24 protein-coding genes are annotated in these 26,421 nt (G+C 68.3%); 9 read left to right on the top strand and 15 right to left on the bottom strand.

The annotated features are described in order from the left end of the window. Positions 1-19: 19 nt before the first annotated feature. The 4 genes from BQ2383_RS11585 to BQ2383_RS11600 form a co-directional block, all read right to left on the bottom strand. The gene (locus BQ2383_RS11585; RefSeq protein ID WP_091033950.1) at positions 20-1,234 is read right to left on the bottom strand and encodes an ABC transporter permease; all 1,215 of its coding nucleotides are present in this window, start codon (positions 1,232-1,234) and stop codon (positions 20-22) included. Then, positions 1,231-2,058 (bottom strand): ABC transporter ATP-binding protein, encoded by an 828-nt coding sequence (locus tag BQ2383_RS11590; protein ID WP_244175998.1) that lies wholly within the window; start codon positions 2,056-2,058, stop codon positions 1,231-1,233. Before BQ2383_RS11590 ends, BQ2383_RS11585 begins: the two co-directional genes overlap by 4 nt. After that, positions 2,055-2,981, bottom strand: a complete 927-nt coding sequence (locus BQ2383_RS11595) for an efflux RND transporter periplasmic adaptor subunit (protein ID WP_091033953.1) — start codon at positions 2,979-2,981, stop codon at positions 2,055-2,057. Before BQ2383_RS11595 ends, BQ2383_RS11590 begins: the two co-directional genes overlap by 4 nt. A 100-nt stretch (positions 2,982-3,081) precedes the next feature. Then, a complete protein-coding gene (locus BQ2383_RS11600) occupies positions 3,082-3,288 on the bottom strand; it encodes a DUF3499 family protein (RefSeq protein ID WP_029261978.1) in 207 nt (68 codons plus the stop codon). A 77-nt stretch (positions 3,289-3,365) separates the two neighbouring features. Here BQ2383_RS11600 and BQ2383_RS11605 point away from each other — a divergent pair, with 77 nt between their 5' ends. Then, positions 3,366-3,794: a hypothetical protein gene (locus BQ2383_RS11605; RefSeq protein WP_244175999.1), complete on the top strand. Its 429-nt coding sequence runs from the start codon at positions 3,366-3,368 to the stop codon at positions 3,792-3,794. A gap of 30 nt (positions 3,795-3,824) precedes the next feature. Here BQ2383_RS11605 and BQ2383_RS11610 read toward each other — a convergent pair whose 3' ends face one another. From BQ2383_RS11610 to manA, 4 genes are all read right to left on the bottom strand, one after another. Beyond that, entirely contained in the window at positions 3,825-5,207 is a 1,383-nt protein-coding gene (locus tag BQ2383_RS11610) for a DUF5719 family protein (RefSeq protein ID WP_091033958.1), read from the bottom strand. Beyond that, positions 5,204-8,230, bottom strand: coding sequence for a glycosyltransferase (locus BQ2383_RS11615; RefSeq protein ID WP_091033960.1), 3,027 nt, complete (start codon positions 8,228-8,230; stop codon positions 5,204-5,206). Before BQ2383_RS11615 ends, BQ2383_RS11610 begins: the two co-directional genes overlap by 4 nt. A 100-nt stretch (positions 8,231-8,330) precedes the next feature. Further along, positions 8,331-8,651 (bottom strand): WhiB family transcriptional regulator, encoded by a 321-nt coding sequence (locus BQ2383_RS11620; protein ID WP_081859873.1) that lies wholly within the window; start codon positions 8,649-8,651, stop codon positions 8,331-8,333. 164 nt (positions 8,652-8,815) lie between these two features. Then, positions 8,816-9,946 (bottom strand): mannose-6-phosphate isomerase, class I, encoded by a 1,131-nt coding sequence (manA, locus tag BQ2383_RS11625; RefSeq protein WP_091033962.1) that lies wholly within the window; start codon positions 9,944-9,946, stop codon positions 8,816-8,818. A 68-nt stretch (positions 9,947-10,014) separates the two neighbouring features. Here manA and BQ2383_RS11630 point away from each other — a divergent pair, with 68 nt between their 5' ends. Together BQ2383_RS11630 and BQ2383_RS11635 are read left to right on the top strand one after the other, a co-directional pair. Next, positions 10,015-11,430: an O-antigen ligase family protein gene (locus BQ2383_RS11630; protein ID WP_091033964.1), complete on the top strand. Its 1,416-nt coding sequence runs from the start codon at positions 10,015-10,017 to the stop codon at positions 11,428-11,430. Next, positions 11,427-12,725 carry an O-antigen ligase family protein gene (locus BQ2383_RS11635; protein WP_091033967.1) on the top strand — a complete coding sequence of 433 codons (1,299 nt, stop codon included), beginning with the start codon at positions 11,427-11,429 and terminating at the stop codon, positions 12,723-12,725. The genes BQ2383_RS11630 and BQ2383_RS11635 overlap by 4 nt, the downstream gene beginning before the upstream one ends. A gap of 42 nt (positions 12,726-12,767) precedes the next feature. Here the strand turns inward: BQ2383_RS11635 and galE are convergent, their stop codons facing one another. After that, positions 12,768-13,757, bottom strand: coding sequence for a UDP-glucose 4-epimerase GalE (gene galE, locus BQ2383_RS11640; protein WP_091033969.1), 990 nt, complete (start codon positions 13,755-13,757; stop codon positions 12,768-12,770). Positions 13,758-13,905: 148 nt separating this feature from the next. On the opposite strand from galE, the gene BQ2383_RS11645 reads away from it, so the two are divergent. Genes BQ2383_RS11645 through BQ2383_RS19375 form a run of 3 tightly spaced genes read left to right on the top strand, consistent with a single transcriptional unit; the run spans position 13,906 to position 17,389 of the window. Next, positions 13,906-15,816, top strand: coding sequence for a glycosyltransferase (locus tag BQ2383_RS11645; protein WP_091033972.1), 1,911 nt, complete (start codon positions 13,906-13,908; stop codon positions 15,814-15,816). Next, a complete protein-coding gene (locus tag BQ2383_RS11650; RefSeq protein WP_091033974.1) occupies positions 15,813-16,775 on the top strand; it encodes a glycosyltransferase in 963 nt (320 codons plus the stop codon). The genes BQ2383_RS11645 and BQ2383_RS11650 overlap by 4 nt, the downstream gene beginning before the upstream one ends. 2 nt (positions 16,776-16,777) lie before the next feature. Next, positions 16,778-17,389, top strand: coding sequence for a hypothetical protein (locus BQ2383_RS19375; RefSeq protein WP_244176000.1), 612 nt, complete (start codon positions 16,778-16,780; stop codon positions 17,387-17,389). A 31-nt stretch (positions 17,390-17,420) separates the two neighbouring features. On the opposite strand, the gene BQ2383_RS11660 is transcribed toward BQ2383_RS19375, so the two are convergent. Genes BQ2383_RS11660 through glf form a run of 3 tightly spaced genes read right to left on the bottom strand, consistent with a single transcriptional unit; the run spans position 17,421 to position 20,120 of the window. Then, positions 17,421-18,155, bottom strand: coding sequence for an ABC transporter ATP-binding protein (locus BQ2383_RS11660; RefSeq protein WP_091033979.1), 735 nt, complete (start codon positions 18,153-18,155; stop codon positions 17,421-17,423). Beyond that, positions 18,155-18,973: an ABC transporter permease gene (locus tag BQ2383_RS11665; RefSeq protein WP_091033981.1), complete on the bottom strand. Its 819-nt coding sequence runs from the start codon at positions 18,971-18,973 to the stop codon at positions 18,155-18,157. Before BQ2383_RS11665 ends, BQ2383_RS11660 begins: the two co-directional genes overlap by 1 nt. Before the next feature lie 10 nt (positions 18,974-18,983). Then, positions 18,984-20,120: a UDP-galactopyranose mutase gene (gene glf, locus BQ2383_RS11670; RefSeq protein ID WP_091033984.1), complete on the bottom strand. Its 1,137-nt coding sequence runs from the start codon at positions 20,118-20,120 to the stop codon at positions 18,984-18,986. A 61-nt stretch (positions 20,121-20,181) separates the two neighbouring features. Here glf and BQ2383_RS11675 point away from each other — a divergent pair, with 61 nt between their 5' ends. Together BQ2383_RS11675 and BQ2383_RS11680 are read left to right on the top strand one after the other, a co-directional pair. Continuing rightward, positions 20,182-20,610 (top strand): GtrA family protein, encoded by a 429-nt coding sequence (locus tag BQ2383_RS11675; protein ID WP_091033986.1) that lies wholly within the window; start codon positions 20,182-20,184, stop codon positions 20,608-20,610. Continuing rightward, a complete protein-coding gene (locus tag BQ2383_RS11680; protein ID WP_091033989.1) occupies positions 20,603-21,568 on the top strand; it encodes a glycosyltransferase family 2 protein in 966 nt (321 codons plus the stop codon). The genes BQ2383_RS11675 and BQ2383_RS11680 overlap by 8 nt, the downstream gene beginning before the upstream one ends. Positions 21,569-21,616: 48 nt before the next feature. On the opposite strand, the gene BQ2383_RS11685 is transcribed toward BQ2383_RS11680, so the two are convergent. Together BQ2383_RS11685 and BQ2383_RS11690 are read right to left on the bottom strand one after the other, a co-directional pair. Further along, a complete protein-coding gene (locus BQ2383_RS11685; RefSeq protein WP_091033992.1) occupies positions 21,617-22,912 on the bottom strand; it encodes a nucleotide sugar dehydrogenase in 1,296 nt (431 codons plus the stop codon). A gap of 60 nt (positions 22,913-22,972) precedes the next feature. Continuing rightward, on the bottom strand, positions 22,973-24,046 hold the full coding sequence (locus tag BQ2383_RS11690) for an acyltransferase (RefSeq protein ID WP_091033994.1): 1,074 nt from the start codon (positions 24,044-24,046) through the stop codon (positions 22,973-22,975). Positions 24,047-24,130: 84 nt separating this feature from the next. On the opposite strand from BQ2383_RS11690, the gene BQ2383_RS11695 reads away from it, so the two are divergent. Beyond that, positions 24,131-25,405 carry an ArnT family glycosyltransferase gene (locus BQ2383_RS11695; RefSeq protein ID WP_091033997.1) on the top strand — a complete coding sequence of 425 codons (1,275 nt, stop codon included), beginning with the start codon at positions 24,131-24,133 and terminating at the stop codon, positions 25,403-25,405. Here the strand turns inward: BQ2383_RS11695 and wecB are convergent. Then, entirely contained in the window at positions 25,351-26,412 is a 1,062-nt protein-coding gene (wecB, locus tag BQ2383_RS11700; RefSeq protein WP_091033999.1) for a non-hydrolyzing UDP-N-acetylglucosamine 2-epimerase, read from the bottom strand. The genes BQ2383_RS11695 and wecB overlap by 55 nt on opposite strands. Between the last annotated feature and the right edge of the window lie 9 nt (positions 26,413-26,421).

Consider the following 26,421-nt stretch of genomic DNA (forward strand, 5'->3'; position numbering starts at 1 on the left):
AAGCCGGCCGCAGTGTGCGTCAGAAGCGGATCGCGTCGATCACCTTCACCCGCAGCGCGACGAGTGCGGGGATGAACCCCGATACCGCGCCGACGATCACCGAGGCGACGAGCCCGATGAGTGCCGCCCGCATGGGGAACGGCGGCACGTCCTGGATGCCGTAGAACATCGAGGTGACGATCCAGTCCGAGCGCAGCACCGCGACGACGATCGCGATGCCGATCACCCCGGCGACCGTCGTCGCGACGAGACTCTCCAGGAACACCGCGAAGAACACCCGCCCCGAGCTGGCCCCGAAGGCACGTCGGACCCCGATCTCACGCACGCGCTGGCGCATCGCGACCAACTGGATGTTGATCAGGCTGAGGGCGCCGAGCGCGAGGATCAGCGCCGCGATTCCGCCCGTGATCATCTCGAACGTGGCCTGCACATCCATGCTTCCCGGCTGCGCCGCCCAGTCGGTGCGGCTCACCGAGACCGTCTGCCCCTCCGGCAGCCCTGCGCGCAGATCCATCGCCAGCACCGGTCCGATCTGGTCGGCTTGATCCGTGCCCACCCAGACCTCGTACTGCGTCGTCGCATCGGGCGGCAGGGCGTCGACGCGCGAGCGATACGCGTCGTAGAGCAGATCGACCCGCAGTTCCTCGTCGCCGAACCCCTGCCGCGGGACGATGCCGATCACCTGGTAAGTGCCCCCGGCCGGACCATCGAACACGACGGTCGGATGCTGCGTCAGGGGCACTCGTCCCAGACGGTCCCACAGCGCCTCCGTGATGACCACCGGTGGTGCCAGGGCCTCCAGATCGGAATCGAGGAACCAGCGTCCCTCGAGAAGCTGCTCGCGGTGGATCTGGGAGTAGGCGGGATCCATGATGCGTGCGGGTACCGGGGTGACGCCCTCCGGCAGCTGCGCGTCCAGCATCACCCCCTGCGCGATGCGTGCCGTGTGGCTGAAACCGAATCGCTCCGAGACACGGCTGAAGCGGGCGTCGAAGTCGTCGGCGTCCACGGGGGTGCCGTCGGCAGTGCTCGCGGCGACGACGATGGTGGCCGCGCGCCCTCCCCAGCGATCGGACTGCTCCGCCTGGAACTGGCGCTGATACTCCGAGATCGCCACGACCGCCGTGAGCGCACCGACCGACACGGCGATGCCGATCAGGCTGAGCAGCACACGGAGCTTGTGGACGCGGATCTCGGCCCACGCGTCGGAGAGCGCACCGAGGAAGCCGGTCACGAGACGACCTCGGATGCGGGCGCCGCGGCCACGGGCGGCACCGATGTGGGGGCCATGGGAGGTGCCGGAGCGGACGGCACGGACGGCGCCGGAGCGGACGGCACGGAAGCCGCGAGCGTCGAGGCCTCGAACGCGCGGCTGAGATCCGCGGTCTCCAGGCGCCCGGCGTCGAGGCGGTAGTGCCGGCGCGCGCGGGCCGCCACGTGGAGGTCGTGTGTGATGGTGACCAGTGCCGCGTCCGTCTCGGTGGCGACCTCGTCGAGCAGCGACATGACGGAAGCGCCGGTGTCGATGTCGAGCGCGCCTGTCGGCTCGTCCGCGAGGATCAGCACGGGTTTGCGCACCAGTGCCCTGGCTATCGCGACACGCTGCTGCTCACCACCGGAGAGCTTGTCGGCGATCTGGCCGACCCTGTGCCCGAGTCCCACCCGCTCGAGCATGTCCGCGGCGATCTGCCGACGGTTCCAGAACACCTTCCCCTTCGCGTGGCCGAGGGGCATAATCACGTTGTCGAGTGCGGTGCGCCCCGGCAGCAGGTTGAACTGCTGGAAGACGAAGCCGACGTTGTCGCCGCGCAGCCGGTCCAGACGCCCTGACCGCATGCGACGAACCTCCCGTCCCTCGAACGACACCGAGCCCGAGGTCGGCGAGTCCAGCATCCCGAGGATGTTGAGCAGCGTCGACTTGCCCGAGCCGGATCGGCCGACGATCGACACATGGTCACCGGCGCCGACCTCGAGCGTGATGCCGCGGAGGATCTCGAGCCGCGAATCGTCTGCCAGGAGGACGCTCTTGGTGACGTCCTCCAGAGCGACCAGAGTCACCAGCTCATCCCGCTGTCGCACTGCTCCACGCCCGGCGAGACCTCGTAGCAGAACTCCTCGACCGGGGCGACGAAGCCCGGCACGAACTGGCGGATGCTCTCGCCCTCTTCCAGCCCCTCGGTGACCTCGACGATCGTCCCGTCGTTCACGCCGAGCTTCACCGCGCGCTCCTCGGCTTCTGCGCCGTCGGCCGCATCGACCCACACGTTGCCGGAGCCCGCGCCGCCCTGGACTGCCGTGACCGGGATCACGAGCGCGTCCTCGACCTGACCGAGCGCCAGGTCCATGGTCGCGGGGAGCCCGGCGAACACGGTCTGGTCGGCGGGGATGGCGCAGCGCACGCTCGCCGTGCCCTCTGCCGTCACCTGCACGCGGACGCCGGTGCAGGCGAACGGCGCAGGACCTCCGGTGATGGTGACCGTGGCCTCGGTCGGCGCGTTGACCAGGCGGTACAGCTGTACGGGATCGACCGTGGCGAGGAGGTGGTAGCGCGCGGGGGTGAGGGTGAAGATCTCGGTGCCCACCGACGTCGGCTGCCCCTTCACGAGCGCGATCTCGGACACGTCGCCGGCCTCCGACGCGAGCACGTCGATGTCCTTGCGGGGATCTTCCTGGCGGATGGTGAACAGCTTCTGGCCGGCCGACACCGCGGCGCCCTCGCTCACGTGGACGGCAGTGACCGTGCCGTCGATCTCGCTGCGCACCCCGAAGATCTCATCGCGCGCGACATTGCCGGTCAGGCTCAGCGCGTTCACGACGGATCCGCGCTCGACCGCGACGACCGGATCGGTGATCGACGCTTCCGGGCTCACCATGCTCTCGGCTCGGTCGGGGAAGAAAGCGATCTTGACGAGTGCTGCGGCGCACGCGCCGATGACCACGACGAGAAGCAGGGGGAAGATCCAGCGACGCCAGACGATCACGAGTGCCTTTCCGGCAGCGCCGCCCTGGCACGCCTGGAGTCAGCGTACCCAAGAAATGATTTCCGGGTATAGCGAAGGCGACCGCGTGTCGGGGCGACCCTCAGGCTCGAAGCGCCTCGTGCCTCACGACGAGCCAGCCCGCGGGCACCGAGAGCCGATCGGCATGCGGCGAGCACAGGTCATGCGCCTGCGGGTCGTTCGCGGCGCCGAGCGGACCGAGCGCGGCCATCTTGTCCCCATAGTCGTAGGTGAGGGTGGCCACGGCTTCTCGCGCGCAGCCGACCTTCGAGCACAGTCGTCCGTCCATCTCCGCCAGCGTACGGTTCGCGGCATCCGAGCCGGGGAGGCCGCGCCGCACACGCCGGCACCGCCTAGACTTTCGACATGCCCCGTCGCCGCGCCACTCACACCTCTGCCGCACCACGGCGCGGTGCACGGCACGGCCGCCACGGGCGTCTGGGTCGCAGCGAAGTCGTGCGCCCGCCTCTCGCGCCCCTCGACGGTCGTCTCGATCGTTTCGATCTGACCGTGGGCACCGCCGTCGAGTTCTTGCGCGGGACGTGGCCGGAACTGCAGGACGTCAGGTTCGAGATCGGGGCCATCCCGGCATTCGACGCGACCGATGCGGTTCCGCGCTGGCACCTCGATCGGGAGAATCGACGCATCGTGTTGTTCCGGCTGCCCATCGAGCGTCTTCTGCCCCCCGGGCACGATGATGCAGCGCACCGCAGGATGGCGATCGAGAGCGCCGTGTTCCGGGCCGCTGCGGAGTACGTCGGCCGTGAACCGTGGGATCTCGGTCACGAGCACTGAGCTCGCGGCTCCTCCATCCCCCGGAACGGATCAGGGGTAGACCGTGATCGCCTTCTCGGCACCGGCACTCGCCTGCACCGGCAGCACCGCGAGTGCGCCCGGAGCGGTGAGCGCGACCGCCGCGTGCACCGCGCCCGTCGACTGCATCCGATAGGTCGTCCCGGGCGCGACGTCGATCCCGGCCGTCTCGCCTGCCGGGATCAGGACTTCCTGGGAGGCTCCGCCGTCGAGCGGCTCGATCGTCACCGTGGTGTCCTCATCCGACGAGTTCGCCAGCTGGAGTCGGCTGGGCGGACCGGACGGCACCGCGAACACCACCTCCCCGTCGATCTCCGGCGCCGGGGTGACCCACGCGAAGTCGGCGTCACGCCCGAAGCCGTCCTGCTGTCGCAGCGCGGCCACGACCGGTTCCTCCGAATCCACCTCGACGGTGTAACGGCCGGGTTCGAGACCACTGAGCGAGACCTGAGCGGGGAGATCGGGCTCGAGCGGAACCGTGAACTCATCCGCTGCGGAACCGGTTCCTTCCGCGACGACGCGCACCTGTACGCGGGCGTCCGCGCCGGGCGAGAGCAGCCGCAGCACCGCCATCTCATCGTCGTCCCCGTCCGAGGCGAACACCTCCACGCCGGTGAGCACCAGCTTCTGCTGCGCGCCGGGCACCGCGTCCTGCAGGTCCAATCCGGCGGGATCGAGCACCTGCATGAGCGACGACTGCAGCACGGCGCGGACCGGAGCCCCGGTCGCATCGACACGGATGACGGGCGCCGCGTTGCCGGCGGCGATCGAGGTGAGCGGCAGAGCGGTCTGCGTGCGGGCGGGTACGACGACCGTGCGTGCGCTTCTGGTCTCGCCGTACACCGACAGCGTCACGGTCGAGGGGACCTCCGCAGCATTTGTCAGGGTGAGGATGTCCTCGGTGCCGGTGGCGGTGCTCCCCCCGACGAGCCAGGAGTTCAGTCGGGGGACCCCGCACGGGGCGGCCGCGTACCCGGAGAGGTCGTCCGTGGCGAGTGCGATCGATTCCGCTGCAGCGATCAACGGTGCCGAGCGCCCTTCGACCGCGCCCGTGAGCACGCGCACCTCACCCGCGTCCGGAAGATCCTGCACCGTCAGACCGGCCGAGGACGGATCACCCGACGTCCCGCCCGCGGTGAGGGTCGGCGATCCTGCCGAGCTCAGCGCCAGCGGATCCATGGCATCGCGTCCGAGCGCGCGCAGGTCGCCGTTGCAGACCAGGACACTGTCTCCAGGGAGCGGCGTGACGTCGACCTGGGCGGCATCGTGTCGGATGACCGGCCACGGTGCGTGGATCGCGGCGACGGTCCCGACGACACAGGCGGCGATGACGGCGACTCCGGTGACGAGACGAGCGCCCGTCGCCGCGACCTTGAATGCGCGCGAACCACTCATCGGTCCCTCTCCTCCGTCGTCTCGGCTCTCTCGTCATCCTCGTCCGACTCCACGTCGGCCGATTCAGAAGGCTCCTCGACGATCGGCTCGGGCTCGGCGATCGGCATGAGCGCCTCGTCGTTCAGAGCGGCTTCGTCCTGCGGCTCCTCGATCGCTCCGACCGGCGTCTCCTCTTCGAGCGGGAACTGGTCCTCCGCGTGCCGAGGCAGGATCATCGGCTCATCCGGCGCGCGCCCGACGATACGGGATTGGGCTCGCGCCGCGCGACGCGAAGCCCGGGTCGGGATCGACAGCAGCAGTGCGACGAAGACGGCCAGCAGCTGGATCGTCAGCACGAGGCGAGCACTCCCCTCCTGCGCGGAGCTCAAGGTCGGCGGCGCAGCGATCTCGGCTTCCAGACGCCAGAGCACTCCGCGATCGCTCTCACCCGCGTGAACCAGGCCGGCTCGCTGATCGATCGAGGCGACGGCCGCGGTGCGGAGAGCGCGGGCCCTGTCTCCGTCGCTCCCCGACAGCTCGGACAGCAGCACATAGCTGATCCCCTTCGCCGCCAGCTCACCCGGGGCATCGAAGTCGCGGGCGGAGAGGAGATCGACGGCGAGCGTCGCGATGTCGTCTCCCTGCGGCTCCACGGCGGTCGAGACCATCGTGGTCTGGGATCCGAGGGTCTCGCTCGCCCCCCAGACCACCTCGACGGCGAGTCCTCCGTCGTTCTGGGGCGTCATCACGAGCGTCGCGAGCGGACGATCCCCCGCAGCCTGAGCGGCGACGTAGGCGGGCAGAGTCGATTCGGGGCCGTTCGTGAGGACGGAGCGACCCGCGTGGAAAGCGCTGAGCGCCGGTACGGCGCAGATTCCGAGCGCAACCGCTGCAGCGACGGCGGAGAGGACCCGCAGCCTCGGTAGCGTGATGGCGGTGTCGAGCGTGACGAGCGCCGCCCCCACCACCCCGACCCAGGCGAGGCTGAGCCCTGCCCCCGGCCAGATCGCCACTCCCGCGCCCTGCGCGAAACTCACAGTGATGCCCACGGCGAGGAACGCCGTGGCGAGACCGGCCAGAGCGACGACGAGCAGCGTGATGCCCGCACGCCACCGGGGCGCGACAGCAGCGCCGAGAGCGAGCAGGGCCATCGGCGCACACAGCACCGGCGCCCACGCAGCGATCGGTTCGGAGACGAACCACGACCACCCGGCGAGATCCGTGGTGGGGAATCCGGTCGCGAGCGCCAGACGACCGGTGGCGTCGGCGGCCGCCTGCGGGCCCGCCCACACCAGGCCGGGATCGCCCAGCAGCGCCAGCGGTGTCCCGTGCGCGAGCTGCCAGAAGACGAGCGGAGCGAAGAGCGCGGCCGTCGGCACGAGCAGCCACAGCAGACGACCGGCACCACGGAACTGCGCGGTGCCGAGCACGATGCCCACGGCGACGACCCACAGCAGCGCGAGCGCCGGAGCCAGCGACGGAGCACAGGCGACCACGGCGGCGAGCAGAAGGGAGGCACTTCCGGCCGCGCCCCAGGAGCGGTGCGCCACCACCGCGGAGTGGAAGAGCCACGGCAGCAGGAGGTGCACCAGCACGGCGCTCGGACGGCCGTCGACGAGCGCTGTGAGGAAGGTGGGCGCCAGCGCCCATGCGACACCGGCGAAGATGCGCAGCCCCGACCGGTCGGTCACTCGCGTCGCTGCGAACCACCCGCCGAGCACCGCGAGCGGAAGAGCGAAGATCCACAACAGCACCATCGCGAACGACGGTCCCGCCGGCCACAGCGAGCCGAGCACGGCCACGACCGCGGCGAACGGGTCGGCGGGGCCGACGAGGCCGATCGCCGTGCCGCGCGCACCCCATGCCGCATCGCTCCAGAGCGCCGAGACGGTCTGTCGCAGCGGAAGCAGCGCGCCGCCGCCGAGCGCCGGCCACGCGAGAAGAGTCGTGAAGGAGGCGATGCTCACCACGAGTGCCGCGAGCACGGCCCACGCGCCGCCGCCGGAGAAGAAACGCAGCTCGCTGACCGCGCCGCCTTCGCTGCCGTGCCCGTCGTCGAGGCGCCGTCGCAGATCAGACGACGTCACCCGCAGCGGCGCGATGCTCGCCCAGGTGGATGAGCGGAACGAGCGGATGCGCGACCGCGACCGCGCGATCGCCCCGACCCGCAGCATCGCGGTGAGGGCAGCTCCCCACTCGGGGAGGACCGCTTCCGGCCGCTTGCCGACGAGATGCGTGATGGAGCGCCACAGCGCGAGCGGGAGCAGGCTGAGCCAGTGCAGCGGCACCGCGCCCGCCGGAGCATAGGCGAGTCGCCGGTGCAGCTGCGCGAGCCGGGTGACGTAGGCGCGACGGGATCGGCCGGAGGGCAGCGCGGCGGGGCCGTCCGGCGCTGCGGAGACGCGCGCGCCCGGCGAGAGCACGAGCCGCCCGCCACCCAAGCGTGCGCGGACGCCCAGGTCGAGTCCCTCGTCGGCGCCGGCGAGCGCCGGATCAGGCCGCAGCGCGTCACGGACCTCTCCGCGGATGAGGATGCCGCGCACATCGGAGCCGAGCGCGTCGTCCATGCGGTCGTGCTGCCCCTGGTCGAGTTCCCCTGCCGCGAGTTCGACCGAGCGACCGAACGTCGTCATGCTGACACCGAGTGAGACGATCTCCCGATCGTTGTCGGTCGCGACGAGTTTGGGCGCGACGATCGCCGCGGAGGGCGACCGCTCGAGCGTTCCTCGGAGACGCTCCAGCGCCCGCGGATGCGGAGCCGTGTCCTGAGCGAGCAGCCAGATCGCCGAGCCTGCGCTCACGCGCGGACGGGCGAGCTCCACAGCTTCGGCGAACGAGGTCGTCGTGCGGGCTTCGATGATCCCCTCGACGACGGCCCCGACGGCTTCGCTCTCGCGCAGGGAAGCTGCATCGCCGCACATGACGAGGGTCACGGCCTCGGCGGGCGAGGTCTGGGAGCGAACGGCTTCGAGAGTGCGGAGGAGTTGCGCGCGGGAGGAGGATCCGGGGCGCGCGACGATGATGGCGTGAACTCGGGCTGGCATGACGTCGTCAGCCTATGCGCGTCGGGACCTGCCCTGGAGCAGTGGATGCGGCGCGCCTGCGAAGCGATGCGGCCACAGTCGAGACGACCGGCTCAGCCGATCAGCTGGCGCGACGCTTGAGCTTGCGGCGCTCGCGCTCGGAGAGGCCACCCCAGATGCCGAAGCGCTCATCATTGTTGAGCGCGTACTCGAGGCATTCGCCACGCACGTCGCAGGTGGTGCAGATCCGCTTGGCGTCTCTGGTCGATCCGCCCTTCTCCGGGAAGAAGGCTTCGGGATCCGTCTGCGAGCAGAGAGCGTCTGCCTGCCAGGCGAGGGCATTGTCGTCATCGGCGGCATCCGTGCGCCGCACCCCGGGAACACCGAGGTTGATCGGATCGACGAACCAGTTCTCCGGTACGTCGGAACGGTAACCCGTCATCTCGATCTCCAACCCTGTCTCCGCCCCCCGGCGGGCCGTGCGCATGACTAATTACACCCGTGTCATTCGCTCCGGTCAAGTCGCGGATGGTAAACCCTCAAGCGACTCTTGAAGGTTTTTGACGTTCTCTCGGCGTGTCGCGGCGTGGCGAGCGCGATGTGCGCTCAGAGACCGGGGCCGGCCACGAAGGCCTCACCGTCGCCGGACACCGTGAGTGTGCTCTCGTCACCGCCCGCGAAGGCCGCGCTTCCGACGGGAACCTGCACTTCCTCGCCGGACGAGGAGATGACGGTGATGTCTCCGGCCGTCGCGAGCACCATCGTCGGCCCCGAGACCTCGACCGTGACCGGCGCACCGTCCACGGAGACCCTGCTCAGCGCGAAGTCGGAGACGGGGACCGGATACGCCGTGATCGCTTGACCCTCCGCCGGCCGCAACACCGGGACCTCACCCGGCGTCGGGTCGAGGATCGCGAGCAGCTCGGGAACGTCGATGCGCTTGGGCGTCAGGCCGCCACGCAGCACGTTGTCGCTCGCCGCCATGATCTCGACACCGAGGCCCGAGAGGTAGGCATGCAGAAGGCCGGCGCGCAGGAACACGCCCTCCCCCCGTCGGAGCACGACGTGGTTCATGAGCAGCGCGACGACCACTCCGGGATCCCCCGGGTAGTTCGCCGCCACGCCCGCGATGGCGCTCAGCGTCGTGCCCCACTCCCCCGTATCGGCGCGCTCCGCTGCCCGCACCACCGCGGCGATGATCTCGTCGACCTCGCGCTGCACGTCGCCGCCGAGCAACCAGCCGATGGCAACCCGCAGCTCATCGGCTCCGCCCCCGAGACGGGCGCGGAGCTGTGCGACGCCGTCGTTGTCCTCCAGCAGGTCCAGCAGAGCGAGAGTGTCCTCCACCGGGCGCAGGCCGCTGAGCGATTCGAAGCGCTCGCTGAGAGCGACGATGAGCTCGGGCTTGTGGTTGTCGTCGCGATAGTTGCGCTGCGGATCGTCTGCGGCGAGCCCGCTCTCCCTCGCCCAGCCCTCGCGCGCCTGCGCGATCGTCGGATGCACCTGGATCGAGAGCGGCCCGCCCGCGGCGAGCAGCTTCAGCAGGTACGGGAGCGTGCCGCCGGTGATCTGATCGAGGGTGCCGCCGCCCGCGACGTCCGCGGGGTCGCCGGGATGATCCCCGAACCACACCTCTGCCTCGGGGGTACCGGTCGGCGTGCGTCCTTCGAGTCCGGCGAGGAGGGAGTCGGATCCCCAGGCGTAGTCGCGGGGTGCGTTCGTGAGGCTCAGCAGCATGCCACCAGCGTAGAGCCGCGCTGCGGCGTTCAGGCACGCGCCGAGTGCGGCGCGGTAGCCTGAACGCGATGGCCCAGTACACCAAGCACCCGGTGACAGCCCCGCCCTCGGCGCCGGAGCGCGAGTCGACGGGGCACCTTCTGCTGCGCGGGTATGTGATCCTCGTGCTCATCGTGACCTTCGCGCACACGGCGGTGTACAACCTCATCGGCATGGAGGGCGCCGCCATCACCCTCGTGGTCTTCACCCTCGCGACACTCGGCATCGGCATCCCGATGCTCGCCCGCAACCGCCCTCAGCCGTTCCGCTGGCGTCGCCTGCCGTGGACGGCGATGGGGTACACGACACTCGCCCTGGTCTCGGTCGCGTGGTCCCAGTGGCGAGGACCGACGCTGATCACGTGGGTGCTCCTGGCGGCCGTCACCGTGAACGGGCTGTTCATCGCCCACGTGCTCACCTGGCACGAGATCATCCGTGCCCTGTCCTCCGCCTTCAAGTGGATCCTCGGGCTGTCGCTGGCGATCGAGCTGTGGGTCTCGCTCGTCGTGCACGGGCCGCTGCTGCCGAACTTCGCCACCGTGCCGGAGGGCGAGATCGACCCGCAGTGGTATTGGGTCAGGGACAACCTCTTCGACGGCGGACGTATCCAGGGGATCGTCGGCAACGCGAACCTGCTGGCGATCATCTCCCTGTTCGCGATCATCACCTTCGGTGTGCTGTTCGCCGCTCGCGCGCGCTGGCGGACGACGCTCGCGCTGTGGATGCTGCTCGCGGCGTACTTCCTGTTGCGCACATCGTCGGTCACCGCACTCGTGTGCGCCGCAGCCGCCGCGCTGGTCCTCCTCGTGGCGCTGCTCATGCGCCGTGCCCGCACGCCGGGCGCCCGCACGCGGATCTACGTGACGGCCATCGGCGGCACGGCACTGGCCGCCGCCGTGGTCTGGCTGCTGCGCGAGCCGCTGCTCGGTCTCGTCGGGCGCAGCTCCGACCTCACCGGCCGCTCCGACCTGATCTGGTCGAAGGTGCTCGAGCGGGTGCGAGAGCATCCGCTGTTCGGCAACGGCTTCTCCAGCCCGTGGATCCCGAAGGACCCCGCCTTCGACCACTGGATCGTGGATCACGGCATCACCGTGTTCCACGCGCACAACATGTGGCTCGACGTGCTGTTCCAGCTCGGCGTGCTCGGTGTGGTCCTGATGGGAATCGCCTACCTGAGCCTGCTGTGGCGCTCCTGGTTCTTCGCGGTCGACCGGCCCCGCTGGGATCTCCACGCCCGTCGTCCCTTCTCCCCGCTGACCCTGCTTCCGAGCCTCTTCACCGTGGTCCTGCTGGTCCAGGGCTTCTCCGAGTCGACCCCGATCATGCTCTGGGGGTGGCTGCTCCTGGTGCTCCTGTCCTTCAAGCTGAAGTCGGTGCCGCTGGTGGGCGTCGGAGAACGCGACCTGGTGTTCGAACGCGGTACGCGGCAACGGCGGGTTCCGTGACACCGGTCCGGCCGCTGGTCCGCCTGCTCGGCTCCGTGGAGCTCGCGCGGGCCTTCACGCTCACGGCGCTCACCGCCATCTTCGGCTCGTATGCGATCGGGCGGATGACCTCGACGGTCACGCTGTCCACGATCATCGCGGTGCTGTGCGTGCTCGGCGCCGCGATCCTCTGGGTGCGCCGCGACGAGCTCTCCCCGCTGCGCATCGCCCCCTCGTCGCTCTTCGCCTTCCTGGGCTGGGCGCTGGTGAGCATGGTCTGGACGACAGACCGCTCGGACACGTTCTTCGGGTGGATGTCGCTGTTCGGATACGCGTTCCTCGCGATCACCATCGGCCACATCCGTGACACGCTGCAGACCGTGCGCGCCATCGGCGATACGCTGCGCGTGCTGCTGGCCGTCTCGCTCGGGGTGGAGATCCTCTCCGGCATCCTGCTCGACGTGCCGTTCACTTTCCTCGCGATTCAGGGCAACCTCGCCGCCGGCGGCCCGGTGCAGGGCGTGTTCGGCAGCCGCAACATGCTCGGATTCGTCGCGGTGATCGCGCTGATCACGTTCGTGATCGAGTGGCGGACGCAGTCGGTCAACGCTCCACTGGCGGTGGTGTCGGTCGGCCTCGCCGGGTCGCTGGCGTTCCTCTCCGCCTCCCCTACCGTGCTCGTGCTCGCGGTCGCGGTCGGCATCGTCACGCTCGCCCTCACGATCGTGCGGCACACGTCCCCGGCGCGGCGAAACCTCGTGCAGTGGATGCTCGGCATCCTGGTGGCGCTGGCGCTCACGATCGCGTTCGCGTTGCGCCATCAGATCATCGCTCTGCTCGATGCCGGATCGGACTTCTCGATGCGCGCATCGCTCTGGAACACGATCCTCGACTTCGTCGCACTCAAGCCGATCCAGGGCTGGGGGTGGTTCGGCGACTGGGCGCGCGGCGAGTACCCGTTCACGTACATCAACTTCCAACTCGACGACCATCACCAGAGCGCGCTGAACGCGTTCTTCGACGTGCTGCTCCAGCTCGGGGCGGCAGGACTCGTGCTCTTCCTGCTCCTCGGTGGGGTCGCACTGATCCGATCATGGCTGGTCGCGAGCGTCCGGCGGTCCGTGGTCTACGCGTGGACGCCGATCATCCTCGTCACGCTCGCCGTCGACTCGATGTTTGAGAGCTTCACGCTGGTCGGCGCCGGGTGGTTCATGCTCGTGCTGTGCGCGCTGCGCGCCGGACAGTCGCGCTCCTGGCGCGAGAACATCGACGCTGCGCACACGGGCGCGATCTCGACTCTGCGTTCCCTGGAGTAGCCGAGGCAATCGCCTCTCTCGGCGTGAGAGCGTGGCGCGGTATCAGAGTGTGGCGCGCAGCTTCTCCGCCCAGGCGATCGCGTCGCGGACCCCGTCGTCGACCGACCGCTGGGCCTGCCACTGGAGCACCGCGGCAGCGCGGTCGACGATCGCGAAAGCACCGGCCTGATCACCGGGACGGCGATCGGTCTCCGTCACCGGAAGCGGCTCGCCCGTCACTCGCTCGAACGCCGCGACGAGCTCGCGCACCGTCACGCCGTCTCCGGTGCCGAGGTTGATCACCTGGTAGGGGGCATCCGGCGTGGCGACCTCATCGAATCTCTGCACCGCTGCGACGTGCGCGAGCGCGAGGTCCCAGACGTGGATGTAATCGCGAAGACCGGAGCCGTCGCGCGTGTCCCAGTCCGTTCCCGTGATGGTGAAGGGCTCCCCGGCCACGCGCGCCTGCATGATCTTGCCCAATGCATGGGACGGGGTCGGGTTCTGCAGACCCGTCCGCAGCCGCGGGTCCGCACCGATCGGGTTGAAGTAACGCAGCGCGATCGCGCGGAAGTCTCCGGCCGTCGCGGCATCATCGAGGATCTGCTCGACCATCGCCTTCGTCCGGGCATACGGGCTCGACGGTGCGAGCGTGCCGCCCTCGTCCACGCCGTCGCCCGTCTCACCGGCGTAGACCGATGCCGAGGAGCTGAACACGATGCGTGGGATACCCGCATCGCGCAGACGCCGCAGCAGCACGACCGTCTTGCCGACGTTGGCGTCGTAGTACCCGAGCGGGTCGGCGACCGACTCCGGCACCACGATGCGGGCAGCGCAGTGGATCACGGCGTCGATGTCGGGATGATCTGCGAGCAGGGCCTCCACCACCGCCCCGTCGGCGATGTCGCCGACGTAGAGGTTCCGGCCTTCGCCGAAGGATCGAAGCCCCGTGGAGAGGTCGTCGAGGATGACGACCTCTATTCCGGCTTCGATGCATGCCGTCGCGACGGTTGAGCCAATGTAGCCGGCACCGCCGGTGATCAGTACCTTCATCGCGGTCAGTCTACCCAGCGCTTCCGAGGGGGCACCGGGCGACTCTCCGCAGATGCGAAGGTCATCGACGGTAGGCTACTCACTGCTCGTCGAGTCCCGCACTGTCCCCTGACAGTGGCCTGCGGCACCAACATCGGAGAACCTGCCAGTGGCCCACGTCCTTCAGAACGTCGTCTTCCCACTTGATCGCGACCCCGACCTTCTTCCGCTCTACGCCGACCCGGAGACCTGGTCCGTGATCGAGGACGAACCGGTCCGCGTCTCGAACCGCGCGCACCTCGGGAACATCCTCGGTCGGCATCGCGCGCGGATCGTTGCCGGGCGGCGCGTGTCGATGGGCACGTATTTCAACGCCTTCCCCGCGTCGTACTGGCAGCACTGGACGAGCGTCCGACAGGTGCGCCTGACCGTGCGCACGACCGGACCGGCGACGATCCTGGTGTACCGCTCCAACGGATCCGGGGTCCGCCAGCGCGTGGCCACGCGCGAGGTGACGGGCGAGGCCTCGACGTCGTTCGACCTCGAGCTCACGCAGTACAGCGACGGCGGCTGGATCTGGTTCGACATCGTCGCCGACGAGAAGCCCGCCGTGCTCGAGGGTGCGGAATGGACGACCGACCAGGAGCCGAAGCGCACCGGCAAGGCCTCGCTCGGCATCACGACCTACAACAAGCCCGATTACTGCGTCGAGACCCTGCGGGCACTCGCCGCGTCGCCGGACGCGCTGGAGTTCGTGGACCGCATCTTCCTGATCGATCAGGGGACGCAGCTCGTCGCGGATCAAGAGGGCTACGACGACGTCGCCGCGAGCCTCGGCGAGACCCTCCAGGTCATCCGTCAGGACAACCTGGGCGGATCCGGCGGGTTCGCCCGCGCGATGCACGAGACGCTCCAGCGTCCGGAGAGCGACTTCGTGCAGCTTCTCGACGACGATGTGCGGCTCGAACCGGAGTCGCTGCGCCGATCCATCGTCTTCGGTCAGTACGCGACGACCCCGGTCCTGGTCGGCGGTCATATGTTCGACCTGCTCGACCGCCCGAAGCTGCACGGCTGGGCCGAGGTCGTCGACGAGCATCCGTTCATGTGGCGCAACCTGTACCAGGAGAAGATGCCGCACGACTTCGGCGTCTCGAACCTGCGACAGTCCACGCTCCTGCACATGCGCATGGACGCCGACTACAACGGCTGGTGGATGTGCCTCATCCCCCTCGACGCGATCCGCAAGGTCGGTCTTTCGCTGCCCGCATTCATCAAGTGGGATGACGCCGAGTTCTGCCTCCGCGCCGGCGAGGCCGGCTTCCCGACCGTGTCCATGCCGGGCGTCGCGCTGTGGCATGTCTCCTGGGTCAACAAGGATGACACGATCGACTGGCAGGCGTATTTCCACGCCCGGAACCGCATCGTGGCAGGGCTCCTACACTCGAACGCGCCGAGGGGTGGTCGACTGCTCGTCCACAGCCGCCGCGTCGACCTCAAGCACCTCATGATGATGCAGTACTACCCCGTGGCGCTGCGTGCGCAGGCGCTGCGCGATGTGCTGTCCGGGCCCGAGCACATGCGTCGCAACCTGGCGACGGCCATGCCCGCAGCCCGTGCCCTCGCCGCCGACTATCCGGAGACGGTCGTGCACCGCGACCCGTCCGCCGTGCTGCATGCGCGTCGCGGCCGCCAGGTGTACAAGCAGCTCCCGAAGAACGACCTGGACAGCCCGAAGGGGATGCGGCTGCGGCTGTTCACCCTCTCCACGCTGACGTCGCACTTCCTCCACCGTCCGAACGCGGCGAACATCGCGCAGCCCGAGGTGGAGTTCGGCAAGGAGGATGCGCACTGGTGGCGCGTCCCGGCGTTCGACAGCGCGCTGGTGAGTGCCGCCGACGGCTCCGGCAAGAACATCTACACGCGTGATCGCGCGAAGTACCGACGGATGCTGCGCGACACGGTGCGTCTGCATGCTGAACTCCGCCGGCGCTGGCCGGACCTGCAGAAGCAGTACCGCGAGGCGCTGCCCGATCTCGTGTCACCCCAGTCCTGGCAGCAGATCTTCGAGGAGAAGGCATGACCGCGGCGCCCGCTGCATTCGACCCCACGGCCGCGACGATCGTCATCGTCACCTTCAACCGCTCTCACCTGCTCTCGGGTCTGCTCACGAGCATCACCGCGATGGACCCCAAGCCCGGCCACGTCGTCATCATCGATAACGCCTCGGCAGACGACACCACCGACGTCGTCGAGTCGTTCCGAGAGGACATCGGCACCGAGATCGTGTACCGACGGCTCGAGAAGAACACCGGCGGCTCCGGTGGCTTCAGTGAAGGCATGCGCACCGCGTACGAGCTCGGCTCCGAGTGGATCTGGATGATGGACGACGATGTCGAGGTCCTCACCGAGGGACTCGCGAAGATGGGCGCCTGGAGCAGCAGGTTCAAGAGCATCCAGGGACGCCGCTTCGACTACGACGGCAGCGAGTTCTATTGGCAGTACCGCATCGCCGAGCGCATGGGCATCCCCATTCCGTTCGCCCCGTCCGGCTTCGACGAGACGGGCTACAAGGAGATGAACAGCGGCTGCTTCGAGGGCATGTTCATCCATCGCTCGATCGTGCAGCAGATCGGTCTGCCCGACCCGCGGTTCTTCATCTACTGGGACGACCAGATGTACGGGTGGCTGGCTTCTCGCCTGACGACCGCGGTGATCGTCGACGAGTTCGTGCTGCGGCGCACCCGTGAGATCAAGCAGTGGGACATGGGTATCCGCCACATGAACGCGTCCAGCAACGCGTACCGCTACTACATCATGCGCAACCGCGGATTCATCAAGCAGTACTACCGCGTCCACGGCGTCTACAACCCGGTGCTCTTCGGCCTCGGTACCGCGGCGACGTTCTTCAAGGAACTCATCCGGCTCGTGTTCGTCGAGCGGACCGTGCGCGGCACGAGCAACCTCTTCCGCGGCATCCGCGACGGCGGGAAGGCCGGCCGGGATCGCAGCTGGCAGCCGATGCCACCCCTGGAGGCGTGACGGTGGACGAATCGCAGCCGGACCTGAGCTGGGCACCCCTACCCCCTCAGCCGAAGAGGACCGGACGGGTTTGGCTCATCGTCGGCCTTTCCGTTGCCGCTCTCGCGATCGTGGGCCTGCTGCTCTTCTTCCTCCTTCCGCGGGGCGACTCCCCCGAGCCGTCGGAGTCCGCATCGCCGACGCCGACCGCATCCGCCACTCCCACGTCGACACCGACGCCGACACCGACGCCCACACCGACGCCCACCGCTGCTCCCGAGCCGGAGCCGACACCGGCCCTCACTCCTCCGCCCGCGACCGATCCCACCGTCGAGGTGTTCCGCGGACAGGTGAGCGGGTGGCTGAACTCCGCGCCCCGCGGGCTCGACATCATCGCCGGTGCGAGCGGGCAGGACGCCCTTCCCGTCGTCGACACCCTGCAGCAGGACGCGCAGCGGCTGTCGGACGCGCAGGCGCCCTCGTCCATCGCCACGAAGTGGTACGACGGCGTGACGGACTACGCCCAGCGTCTCACGCAGCTCCAGGCAGCGATCACGAACGATTCCGGGGTTCCCGCGGCCGTCGACGCGGCGCGGAAGTCCGTCAACGCCTTGCGGAGCTTGGTGGGACTCTGAGCGGACCGCCGGTCAGCTCGTCGAGTTGCCGCTAGACCGCGTAGTCGGCGTTGTAGCGGTCGAGCACTTCGGCGATCGGCGCATCGAGCGCCAGCGCGCCCTTGTCGAGGTAGAGCCCGCGAGTGCAGAACCGTCGGAGGTCGCGTTCGTTGTGACTGACGAAGAACAGGGTTCGCCCCTCGGCGAGCAGTTCGTCGATGCGCTTGTAGCACTTGTCACGGAAAGCCTTGTCGCCGACGGCGAGCACCTCGTCGACCAGCAGGATCGGCTCATCGAGCTGGGACACGACGGCGAATGCCAGCCGGACCTTCATCCCGTTCGAGAGGTGCTTGTAGGGCGTGTCCTCGAACCCGGCGAGCTCGGCGAACTCGATGATGCCGTCGTAACGGCGCGAGACCTCCTCGCGTGACATCCCGTGCAGACCGGAGGTCAAGCGCACGTTCTCCCGCACCGTGAGGTCTCCCACGAAGCCACCGGTGATCTCGATCAGGGGGGCGACGCCCCCGTTCACCGTGACCGTCCCCTCGTCGGGGAGGAGAACCTTGGCGACCAGGCGGAGAAGCGTGGACTTGCCCTGCCCGTTGCGCCCGACGACCCCGATCGACTCCCCCGGCTGCACCGAGAACGACACGTTGCGCAGCGCCCAGAACTCGCCGGGACGAGAGCGCCGCGAGGCTCCAGCGAAGAGATCCTTGAAGCTCCGGCTGCCCCGCCTGTTCCGACGGAAATGAACGCCCAGATTCTGCACTTCGATCGCCGCGGACATCACAGCTCCTTCAGCACGGGTCGTTCGAGGCTCCGGAAGGTCCAGATGCCGAGCGCGAGGATCAGAAGAGTCATCAGGACGCTGATCGTCAGCGTGAACAGGTTCCACTGGTCGGGGAAGAAGGGCATCCGGTAGAGCATGAAGATGCCCGCGAGCGGGTTGAATGCGCCGAGGGTCTGGAAGATGCCGGGAAGATCGGTCACGTTGTAGATGATCGGTGTCGCGTAGAACATCGCGCGCAGGATCAGCGCGGTCGTGCGCTCGAGATCGACGAAGAGCACGCAGAGCGGCGCCACCAGGAGCCCCAGTCCGATCAGGAGGATCGTCTGCAGCAGCACTGCCACCGGCAACCAGAGGATTCCCCAGCCGATGTGCACCGTCTGATTCGGATCGAGCTCCACGACCAGGTTCACGACGATGAACAGCACGAGGACCGGCAACGAGAACAGGTACTCGATGCCCTTGCTGAGCACGATCCGATTCACCCAGATCGAACGCGGGATCGAGGTCGACCTGACGAGTCGGGCATCCTTCTTGAAAGCGCGGGTGAAGTCCGACACGGAGGCGTTGAACCACACCCACGGAAGCAGCGCACTGATCAGGAAGATGATGTACGGCTCTTCACCGACGTCGCGCTGGAAGATCTGCGTGAAGACGAACCAGTAGATCGCACTCATCACGAGTGGATCCAGCACGGACCAGAGGTAGCCGAGGAAGCTCGTCGAGTAGCGGACCTTCAGGTCGCGGGCCGACAGCAGCCACAGCGAATGCAGATAGCGCCGGGGCGTCCCGGGCGCCCCGACAGCAGCGTGACTCACGATGTCGAGTCTAGGAGAGAGTGTTGTTCCAGAGCGACAGCGCCGAGCCGATGGCCATGTGCATGTCGAGGTACTGGTACGTACCCAGTCGGCCGCCGAAGTGGACGTCCTTCTCCCCCTTGGCGAGTTCGCGGTAGGCCAGCAGGCCATCGCGGTCGGTCGGGGTGTTCACCGGGTAGTAGGGCTCGTCTTCGCGCTCGGCGAAGCGCGAGAACTCGCGCATGATCACCGTCTTGTCCGAGTCGTACACGTCCTTGCGCTCCGGGTGGAAGTGCTTGAACTCGTGGATGCGGGTGTAGGGCACATCCATGTCCGGGTAGTTCATGACGCTCGTGCCCTGGAAGTCGCCGACGTTCAGCACTTCCTGCTCGAAGTCGAGCGTGCGCCAGCTGAGCGCGCCCTCGGTGTACTCGAAGTAGCGGTCGACAGGTCCGGTGTAGACGACCGGGAGCTGACCGACGGTCGCCTTCTTGCTGAGCGGCTGTGCATCGTCGAAGTAGTCGACGCCGAGCTTGACCTCGATGTTCGGGTGATCCGCCATCCGCTCCAGCCACGCGGTGTACCCGTCGGTGGGAAGGCCCTCCCAGGTGTCGTTGAAATAGCGGTTGTCGTACGTGTAGCGCACGGGAAGGCGGCTGATGATGTCGCCCGAAAGCTTCTGCGGGTCGGTCTGCCACTGCTTCGCCGTGTAGTCACGGAAGAAGGCCTCGAAGAGGGGGCGTCCGACGAGGGCGATGCCCTTCTCCTCGAAGTTCGCGGCCGTCTTGGCATCGAACTCGCCCGCCTGCTCCTTGACCAGTGCACGCGCCTGATCGGGCGTGTAGGCCGACTGGAAGAACTGGTTGATCGTGCCGAGGTTCACCGGCATGGGGAAGACCGTGCCCTTGTGCGTCGTGTAGACGCGGTGGACGTAGTTCGTGAAGCTGGTGAAGCGGTTGACGTACTCCCACACCGTCGCGTTCGAGGTGTGGAAGAGGTGCGCACCGTAGCGGTGCACCTCGATGCCGGTCTCGGGCTCCGCCTCGCTGTAGGCGTTGCCGCCGATGTGCGGGCGGCGGTCGATGACGGTTACCTTGCGGCCGGCTTCGGCGGCGCGCTCAGCGATGGTGAGGCCGAAGAAACCCGACCCGACGACGAGAAGATCCATGCACCAATCGTATCGGCGGCGGCTGCCCGAACCTGCGCGTGTCGTCTGAGAGACTGTAACCATGCCGAATCGAGTCGGCGGTGCCGTGCGCCGCATCTGGGGCCACAGCGCGGTTCGCTACCTCGTCATCGGCGGATTCTGCTTCCTGGTCGATGCCGGATTGCTCTGGGTCGCTCACGACCTCCTCGGTGTGCCGCTCGCCATCGCCACCCCCGTCGCCTTCCTCGCATCGTTCGCGGTCACCTACACGCTGCAGCGGGTGGTCGCGTTCGCCTCCGATTCGAAGGTCGTGCCCAGCGTCGCCCGCTACACCGCACTCGTGATCTTCAACACGATCGCGACGACGGCGATCGTGTGGTTCGTAGACTCGCTCGGCGGCGGATGGTTCGTCGGCAAGGTGCTCGCCGTGGTCGCGACCACCGTCTGGAACTACTTCGCCTATCGTTACTGGGTGTTCACCAATCCACCGGCTCGGAGTTCGGATGTATAAGAATGCGGTCATCGCGGCCGTCGTCCCCGCGTACAAAGAAGAGAAGATGATCGCGAAGGTCATCCAGACGATGCCGGACTACGTCGATCACATCGTGATCGTCGACGACTGCAGCCCCGACGGGACCAGCGACGTCGTCCGCGGCATCGAAGATCCCCGTGTGACGCTGATCCGCCACGAGGAGAACCAGGGCGTCGGCGGCGCGATCATCACCGCGCATCGGACCGCGATGGACCTCGGCGCGGACGTCAACGTCGTGATGGCAGGCGATGCGCAGATGGACCCCGACTACCTGCCCACGCTGCTGGACAAGGTCACGGACGGGGGCTTCGGGTTCGCCAAGGCCAACCGCTTCTACTCCCCCGAATCGTTCCGTGGCATGCCGGGGTACCGGGTGTTCGGCAACGTCGTGCTCTCCTTCTTCACGAAGCTGGCGTCCGGCTACTGGAACCTCTTCGATCCGCAGAACGGATACACGGCGATCCGCACCGAGGCCCTCGCACGGGTGCCGCTCGAGCGCGTTGCGAAGCGCTACAGCTTCGAGAACGATCTGCTCATCCACCTGAACATCCTCCAGGTGCCGGCGACCGACGTGCCCATTCCCGCGGTCTACGGCGACGAGGTTTCCAGCATCCGCCTGAGCAAGGTCGTCCCCGAGCTTCTGCACCGGCTGACGGTCGGCTACTGGTCGCGGATCTGGTACCGCTACGTGCTGTGGTCCTTCTCTCCGATCGCGCTTCTGCTGTTCATGGGCCTGTTGCTGTTCATCGTCGGGCTCGGCATCGCGGTCTGGGTGATGTTCCAGATCGCGAGCTCCGTGGTGGCGACCGCCGCCACCGTCATGCTCGCGGCGCTCCCGCTCATGATCGGGACGCAGATGCTGATCAGCGCGCTGCAGCTCGACATCCAGGCGACGCCCTCGACGCCGACGTACTCGCCGTTCGACGCCAGAGAATGAAAGAGCGGGCGGCCGACAGATGTCGGCCGCCCGCTCTTCCTCGCAGCGCTAGGCCGCCGTACCGACCACGATGCGGGGCGTGCCCGTCCATCGCTCGGCGTCGGTAGCGGCGCGTCCATCGACGAGCAGCTTGACTCCGGGCAGCTGGGCGGGAGCGAGCTCGCGGTAGTCGGCGTGGTCGGTCTGCAGGATCGCGAGGTCGACCTCGTCGCCGATCTCGTAGGGCTCGAAGCCGAGACCGCGCAGTTCCTCGTCAGTGTAGAGCGGATCGTGCACCCGCACCTCGGCACCACGATCGCGCAGCGCCTTCACCGTGGGGAAGACTCCCGAGAAGGCCGTCTCCTTGACGCCTCCGCGGTAGGCGGCACCCAAGACGACCGCGCGCTGCCCGGAGAGGGAGCCGAGGATGCCCTCTGCCTGCGCCACCAGACGCTCCGGCATCGACGCGTTGAGCTGGCGGGCGACCCGCACGATGTCCGCGTCGGGGTCGGTCGCCAGGTAGAGCCGCGGGTAGACGGGGATGCAGTGTCCGCCGACGGCGATGCCAGGCCGGTGGATGTGGCTGTAGGGCTGAGAGTTGCAGGCTTCGATGACCTTGTAGACGTCGATGCCGTGCGATGCCGCGAAGAGGCCGAACTGATTGGCGAGACCGATGTTCACGTCACGGTAGGTGGTCTCGGCGAGCTTCGCCATCTCGGAGGCCTCGGTGCTCCCGAGATCCCAGACACCGTTGGGGCGGGGCAGGTCGGTGCGCTCGTCGAACTGGAGGACGGCCTCGTAGAACTCGCGCGCACGGCGGTTCCCCTCGGCGGAGAGCGCGCCGATGAGCTTCGGGTACTTGCGGAGGTCTTCGAAGACGCGCCCGGTGAGCACGCGCTCCGGCGAATAGGCGAGGAAGAAGTCCTCGCCCTCCGTGAGGCCCGATCCCTCTTCCAGCATCGGCTTCCAGCGGCTGCGCGTCGTCCCCACGGGCAGGGTGGTCTCGTAGGACACGAGGGTTCCCGGCGTCAGGTGCTCGGCGAGCGACGCGGTGGCAGCGTCCATGTACTTGAAGTCCGGTTCCCAGGTCTCGTCGTTCACGAAGACCGGCGCCACCAGCACGACGGCATCCGCGCCGGGAATCGCCTCGGCGTAGTCGGTCGTCGCACGCAGACGACCGGCGGGGATGAGCTCGGCGAGTCGCTCCTGGAGGTGCGCCTCGCCGGGGAAGGGCTCGCGCCCGGCGTTGATGGTGTCGACAGCCTTCTGGTTGACGTCGACTCCGATGACGTCATGGCCGGATGAGGCGAACTGGACGGCGAGGGGGAGCCCGATCTTTCCGAGGGCCACGACGGCGATACGCATGGGGTCCAGTCTACGGGCCCGTGGGTGCCCCAGAGCTCCCCCGCCGCCGTGTGACCGCGGTCAGAAGATGCGCCCGATCACCGGCACGAGACGCAACGGCACGACCAGTGCGAACGACAGCACCACCACGATGAGCCAGACCAGAACGGCCGACACGACGGACGTGGTCGCCGCGTCGGCGAACCAGGGCACCGACCGCACGGCGATCAGGAGCGCGAAATGCACGAGGTAGACCCCGAAGGTCGCTTCCGACAGCGTCCGGATGACCCGCCCCGCACCGGTGCCGACGTCCCCGGAGAAGAGACTGTTGACGAAGACGAAGAGAGTGAGGGCGATCACGACCGTGACGGGGCCGAGATAGCTCTGCGGAAGCAGCGCTGCGAGCAGCGACGCGGGATCGACGGAACCCGCCTGAAGGATCGTCCACGCGATGGCCGCCGCCGCGATCGCGCCGCACGCCCACATGCGCGCACCGGTCAGTCGGAGATCACGCAACGCGTAGCCCGCGACGAAGTAGCCGACGTAGGGCAGCCACTGCGTGAGCGCGCTCAGGATGATGGGCGACGGGCTCCCCGCCCACGCCAGCAGCGCTGACGTCGAGTACGTCGCGACCGTGACCAGGATGAGGACCCCGCCGAGAACGAGCGCGCGCCGACGTCCCCCCTCTCTGAGGAACGGGGCGAGAACCGGTGCGATGGCGTAGAGACCGACGATGAGCCAGAGGAAGTAGAGGTGAGTGTACGGCTGCCCGCGCAGGACGAGCGCGAGCATCGTCGCCGCGCTCTCGTCGAGCCCGCTCATCCACTGCCGCACGACGATCAGATAGAAGACCTGCCAGAAGATGAAGGCCGGCGCGAGCCGCATCAGACGCTGACGATAGAACGCGGCGGGGCCGGCGGCATGCGGCCGCGGGTCGAGCAGGAGGGCGCCGCTGATCATGACGAAGACCGGGACCGCCCAGATGAATCCGGCGTTCAGCGCGACCGCCACCCACCAGGAGCGGGATCCCTCCAGCTCAGGAGAGGAGCGCAGCGCTCCGAACGTGTGGATGCTCACCACGCCGATGATCGCCACGATGCGGAGGATGTCGAGTCCCCAGCGTCGGTGAGTGAGGGTACCTGGAAGCGATGTCACCCCCGTACGCTATCCCGTCCACGACCCGCGCATCGAAACCGCCGAGCCGCCACCGCGAAACCTCCGTGCTAGCGTGATATCGCCATGGCACACTCTCCCGCGCGCACCTGGTTTCTGCGCCACCGCAGCACGCTCCTCCTGTGGACGATCCTCGCATCGACGTTCCTCCTCACGTACGCCACGTATGTGAGGTGGTACCGGATGTTCTATCCGGACTCGCGCTACTACCTCGCCATGGCCTATCTCTTCCTCGGCAACGATCCCGAGACGGCCCGGCAGCTCACCGTGGACTACGCGGGCCCGCGCAACATCGACGTCCCCCCGGTGGAGGATCTCTTCGGATGGGGCCTGGTGCAGCCGCGCGTGGTCCTTCCGACACTCAGCGCCCCGTTCATCGCGCTCTTCGGTCCAGCCGGCCTCGCCGTCATCCCCCTGCTGGCGACGGCAGCGCTCATGGTCATCGCGGTGATCATGCTCCGTCGTCGCTTCGGCACGCTCGTCGCGCTCCTCATCGGCCTCCTCCTGAACACGTCGATGTTCCTCGTCTCCATCGGAACCGGGATGCTCACCGAGGGCCTCTCGGCGCTGTTCACGGCCGTCGCACTGCTGCTCGCGTGGCGTTGGCTGGAAAAGCCCCGCCCCTGGATGCTGATAGCGATCGGCGCGGTCACGGTGCTCTCGGCCTTCACGCGCCAGGCGACCCTCATCATGGCCGGCGCTTTCATCGCGGCCTGGGTCATCGGCTCACTGATCGAGCGTCGCAACAGCCGCATGATGCTCCCCGCGATCATCGTGGGCGCGGCGACGATCGGCTGCCAGGTCCTGCAATCGCTCATCTTCCCGTCGTTCTCGCAGCTGGACCAGTTCCTCATGCAGGCCGGGGCGAGTTCGCTCGGCGAAGCCCTCCTCAACGTTCCGCGCATGGCGTTCGACATCGTCAGAGCCGATGTCGTGACGATGCTGCGAGGCGACCGTTCACTGCTCGTGCTGATCTGCCTCGCGGTCGCCGGGATGATCATCTTCTGGCGGCGCGTGGAGTCGCATCTGCTGCTCGGTGCCATCGCCGCCACGGCGATCTACAACATCACGAACGGCACGCCCACGCAGTTCCGGTACGCGACTCCCGGACTGATCTTCTGGCTTCTCGCCGCCGGGATGCTCGTCAGCGCGACCGTGACCTGGGTGCAGCGGTCACGGACCAATCCGACCGGCCTTCCGGGCGCGCGCGATGACTCCGATCCCGTGGCACGCGAGTCGGAGGCGTCGGCCGAGCCGGAAAACGTGTCCCAGCCGGACGACGGGCCTCAGCCGGCGGACAGCACCTCGACGACGCGCCGCGCCGCGGAGCCGTCTCCGTAGGGAGCCTCGTCGGTCGGCGACGGGGCAGGACGTGCGACGGTCTCGGCCAGGACCGACGGGTCTGAGACCAGGGCGTTCCAGCCGAGCTGCACGGTTTCGACCCACTCGGTCTCGGTGCGCACCGTCGTGCACGGCACCCGCAGCAGGAAGGCTTCCTTCTGCAGCCCGCCCGAATCGGTGACGACGTGTCCGCTGCTGAGCACCGCGGCGATGAGATCCCGGTATGCGAGGGGTCGGTGCACGCGCAGGTTGCCCTGCTCGAGATCGATGTCGGCTTCCGCCGCCTTGGCGACCAGCCGCGGGTGGGCGAGCAGGACGGTCGGAGTGGCCAGCGCGCCCAGCGCCTCGATGATCTGCGCGAGGCGTACCGGGTCGTCGGTGTTCTCGGCGCGGTGGATGGTCGCGACCTGGAACTCGCCGGGAGTGAGCCCCAGCTCGTCGATGAGCACGGAGGGCTCGCCCGAGAGCTCGTCCCTGGTCGAGTAGAGGACGTCCGTCATCACGTCGCCGACGAGGACGGAACGGGCCTCGAGCCCCTCATCGGCGAGGTGCGCCATGGCGACCTCGGTCGGCGCGAGCAGGATGTCGGCCGCGTGATCGGTGAGCACGCGGTTGTGCTCCTCGGGCATGCGACGGTTGAACGACCGCAGGCCGGCCTCCAGGTGCGCGACGGGAATGTGCATCTTGACGGCGCTCAAGGCGGCCGCCACCGTCGAGTTCGTGTCGCCGTAGACCAGCACCCAGTCCGGTGCGTGGGCGTCGAAGACGGCATCGAGCTGTCCCAGCATCGCGCCGGTCTGCACACCGTGACTCCCCGAGCCGACACCGAGGTGCACGTCGGGGCTGGAGATGCCGAGCTCGGAGAAGAAGATGTCCGAGAGCATCGGGTCGTAGTGCTGACCGGTGTGCACGATGACGTGTTCCACTCCGGCCTCACGCGCGGCGCGGTCGATGGGGGCGAGCTTGACGAACTGCGGGCGGGCGCCGACGACGCTGAGGATCTTCACCCTACGATC

This window comes from Microbacterium oxydans, assembly GCF_900095745.1.
GTDB lineage: Bacteria > Actinomycetota > Actinomycetes > Actinomycetales > Microbacteriaceae > Microbacterium > Microbacterium oxydans_B.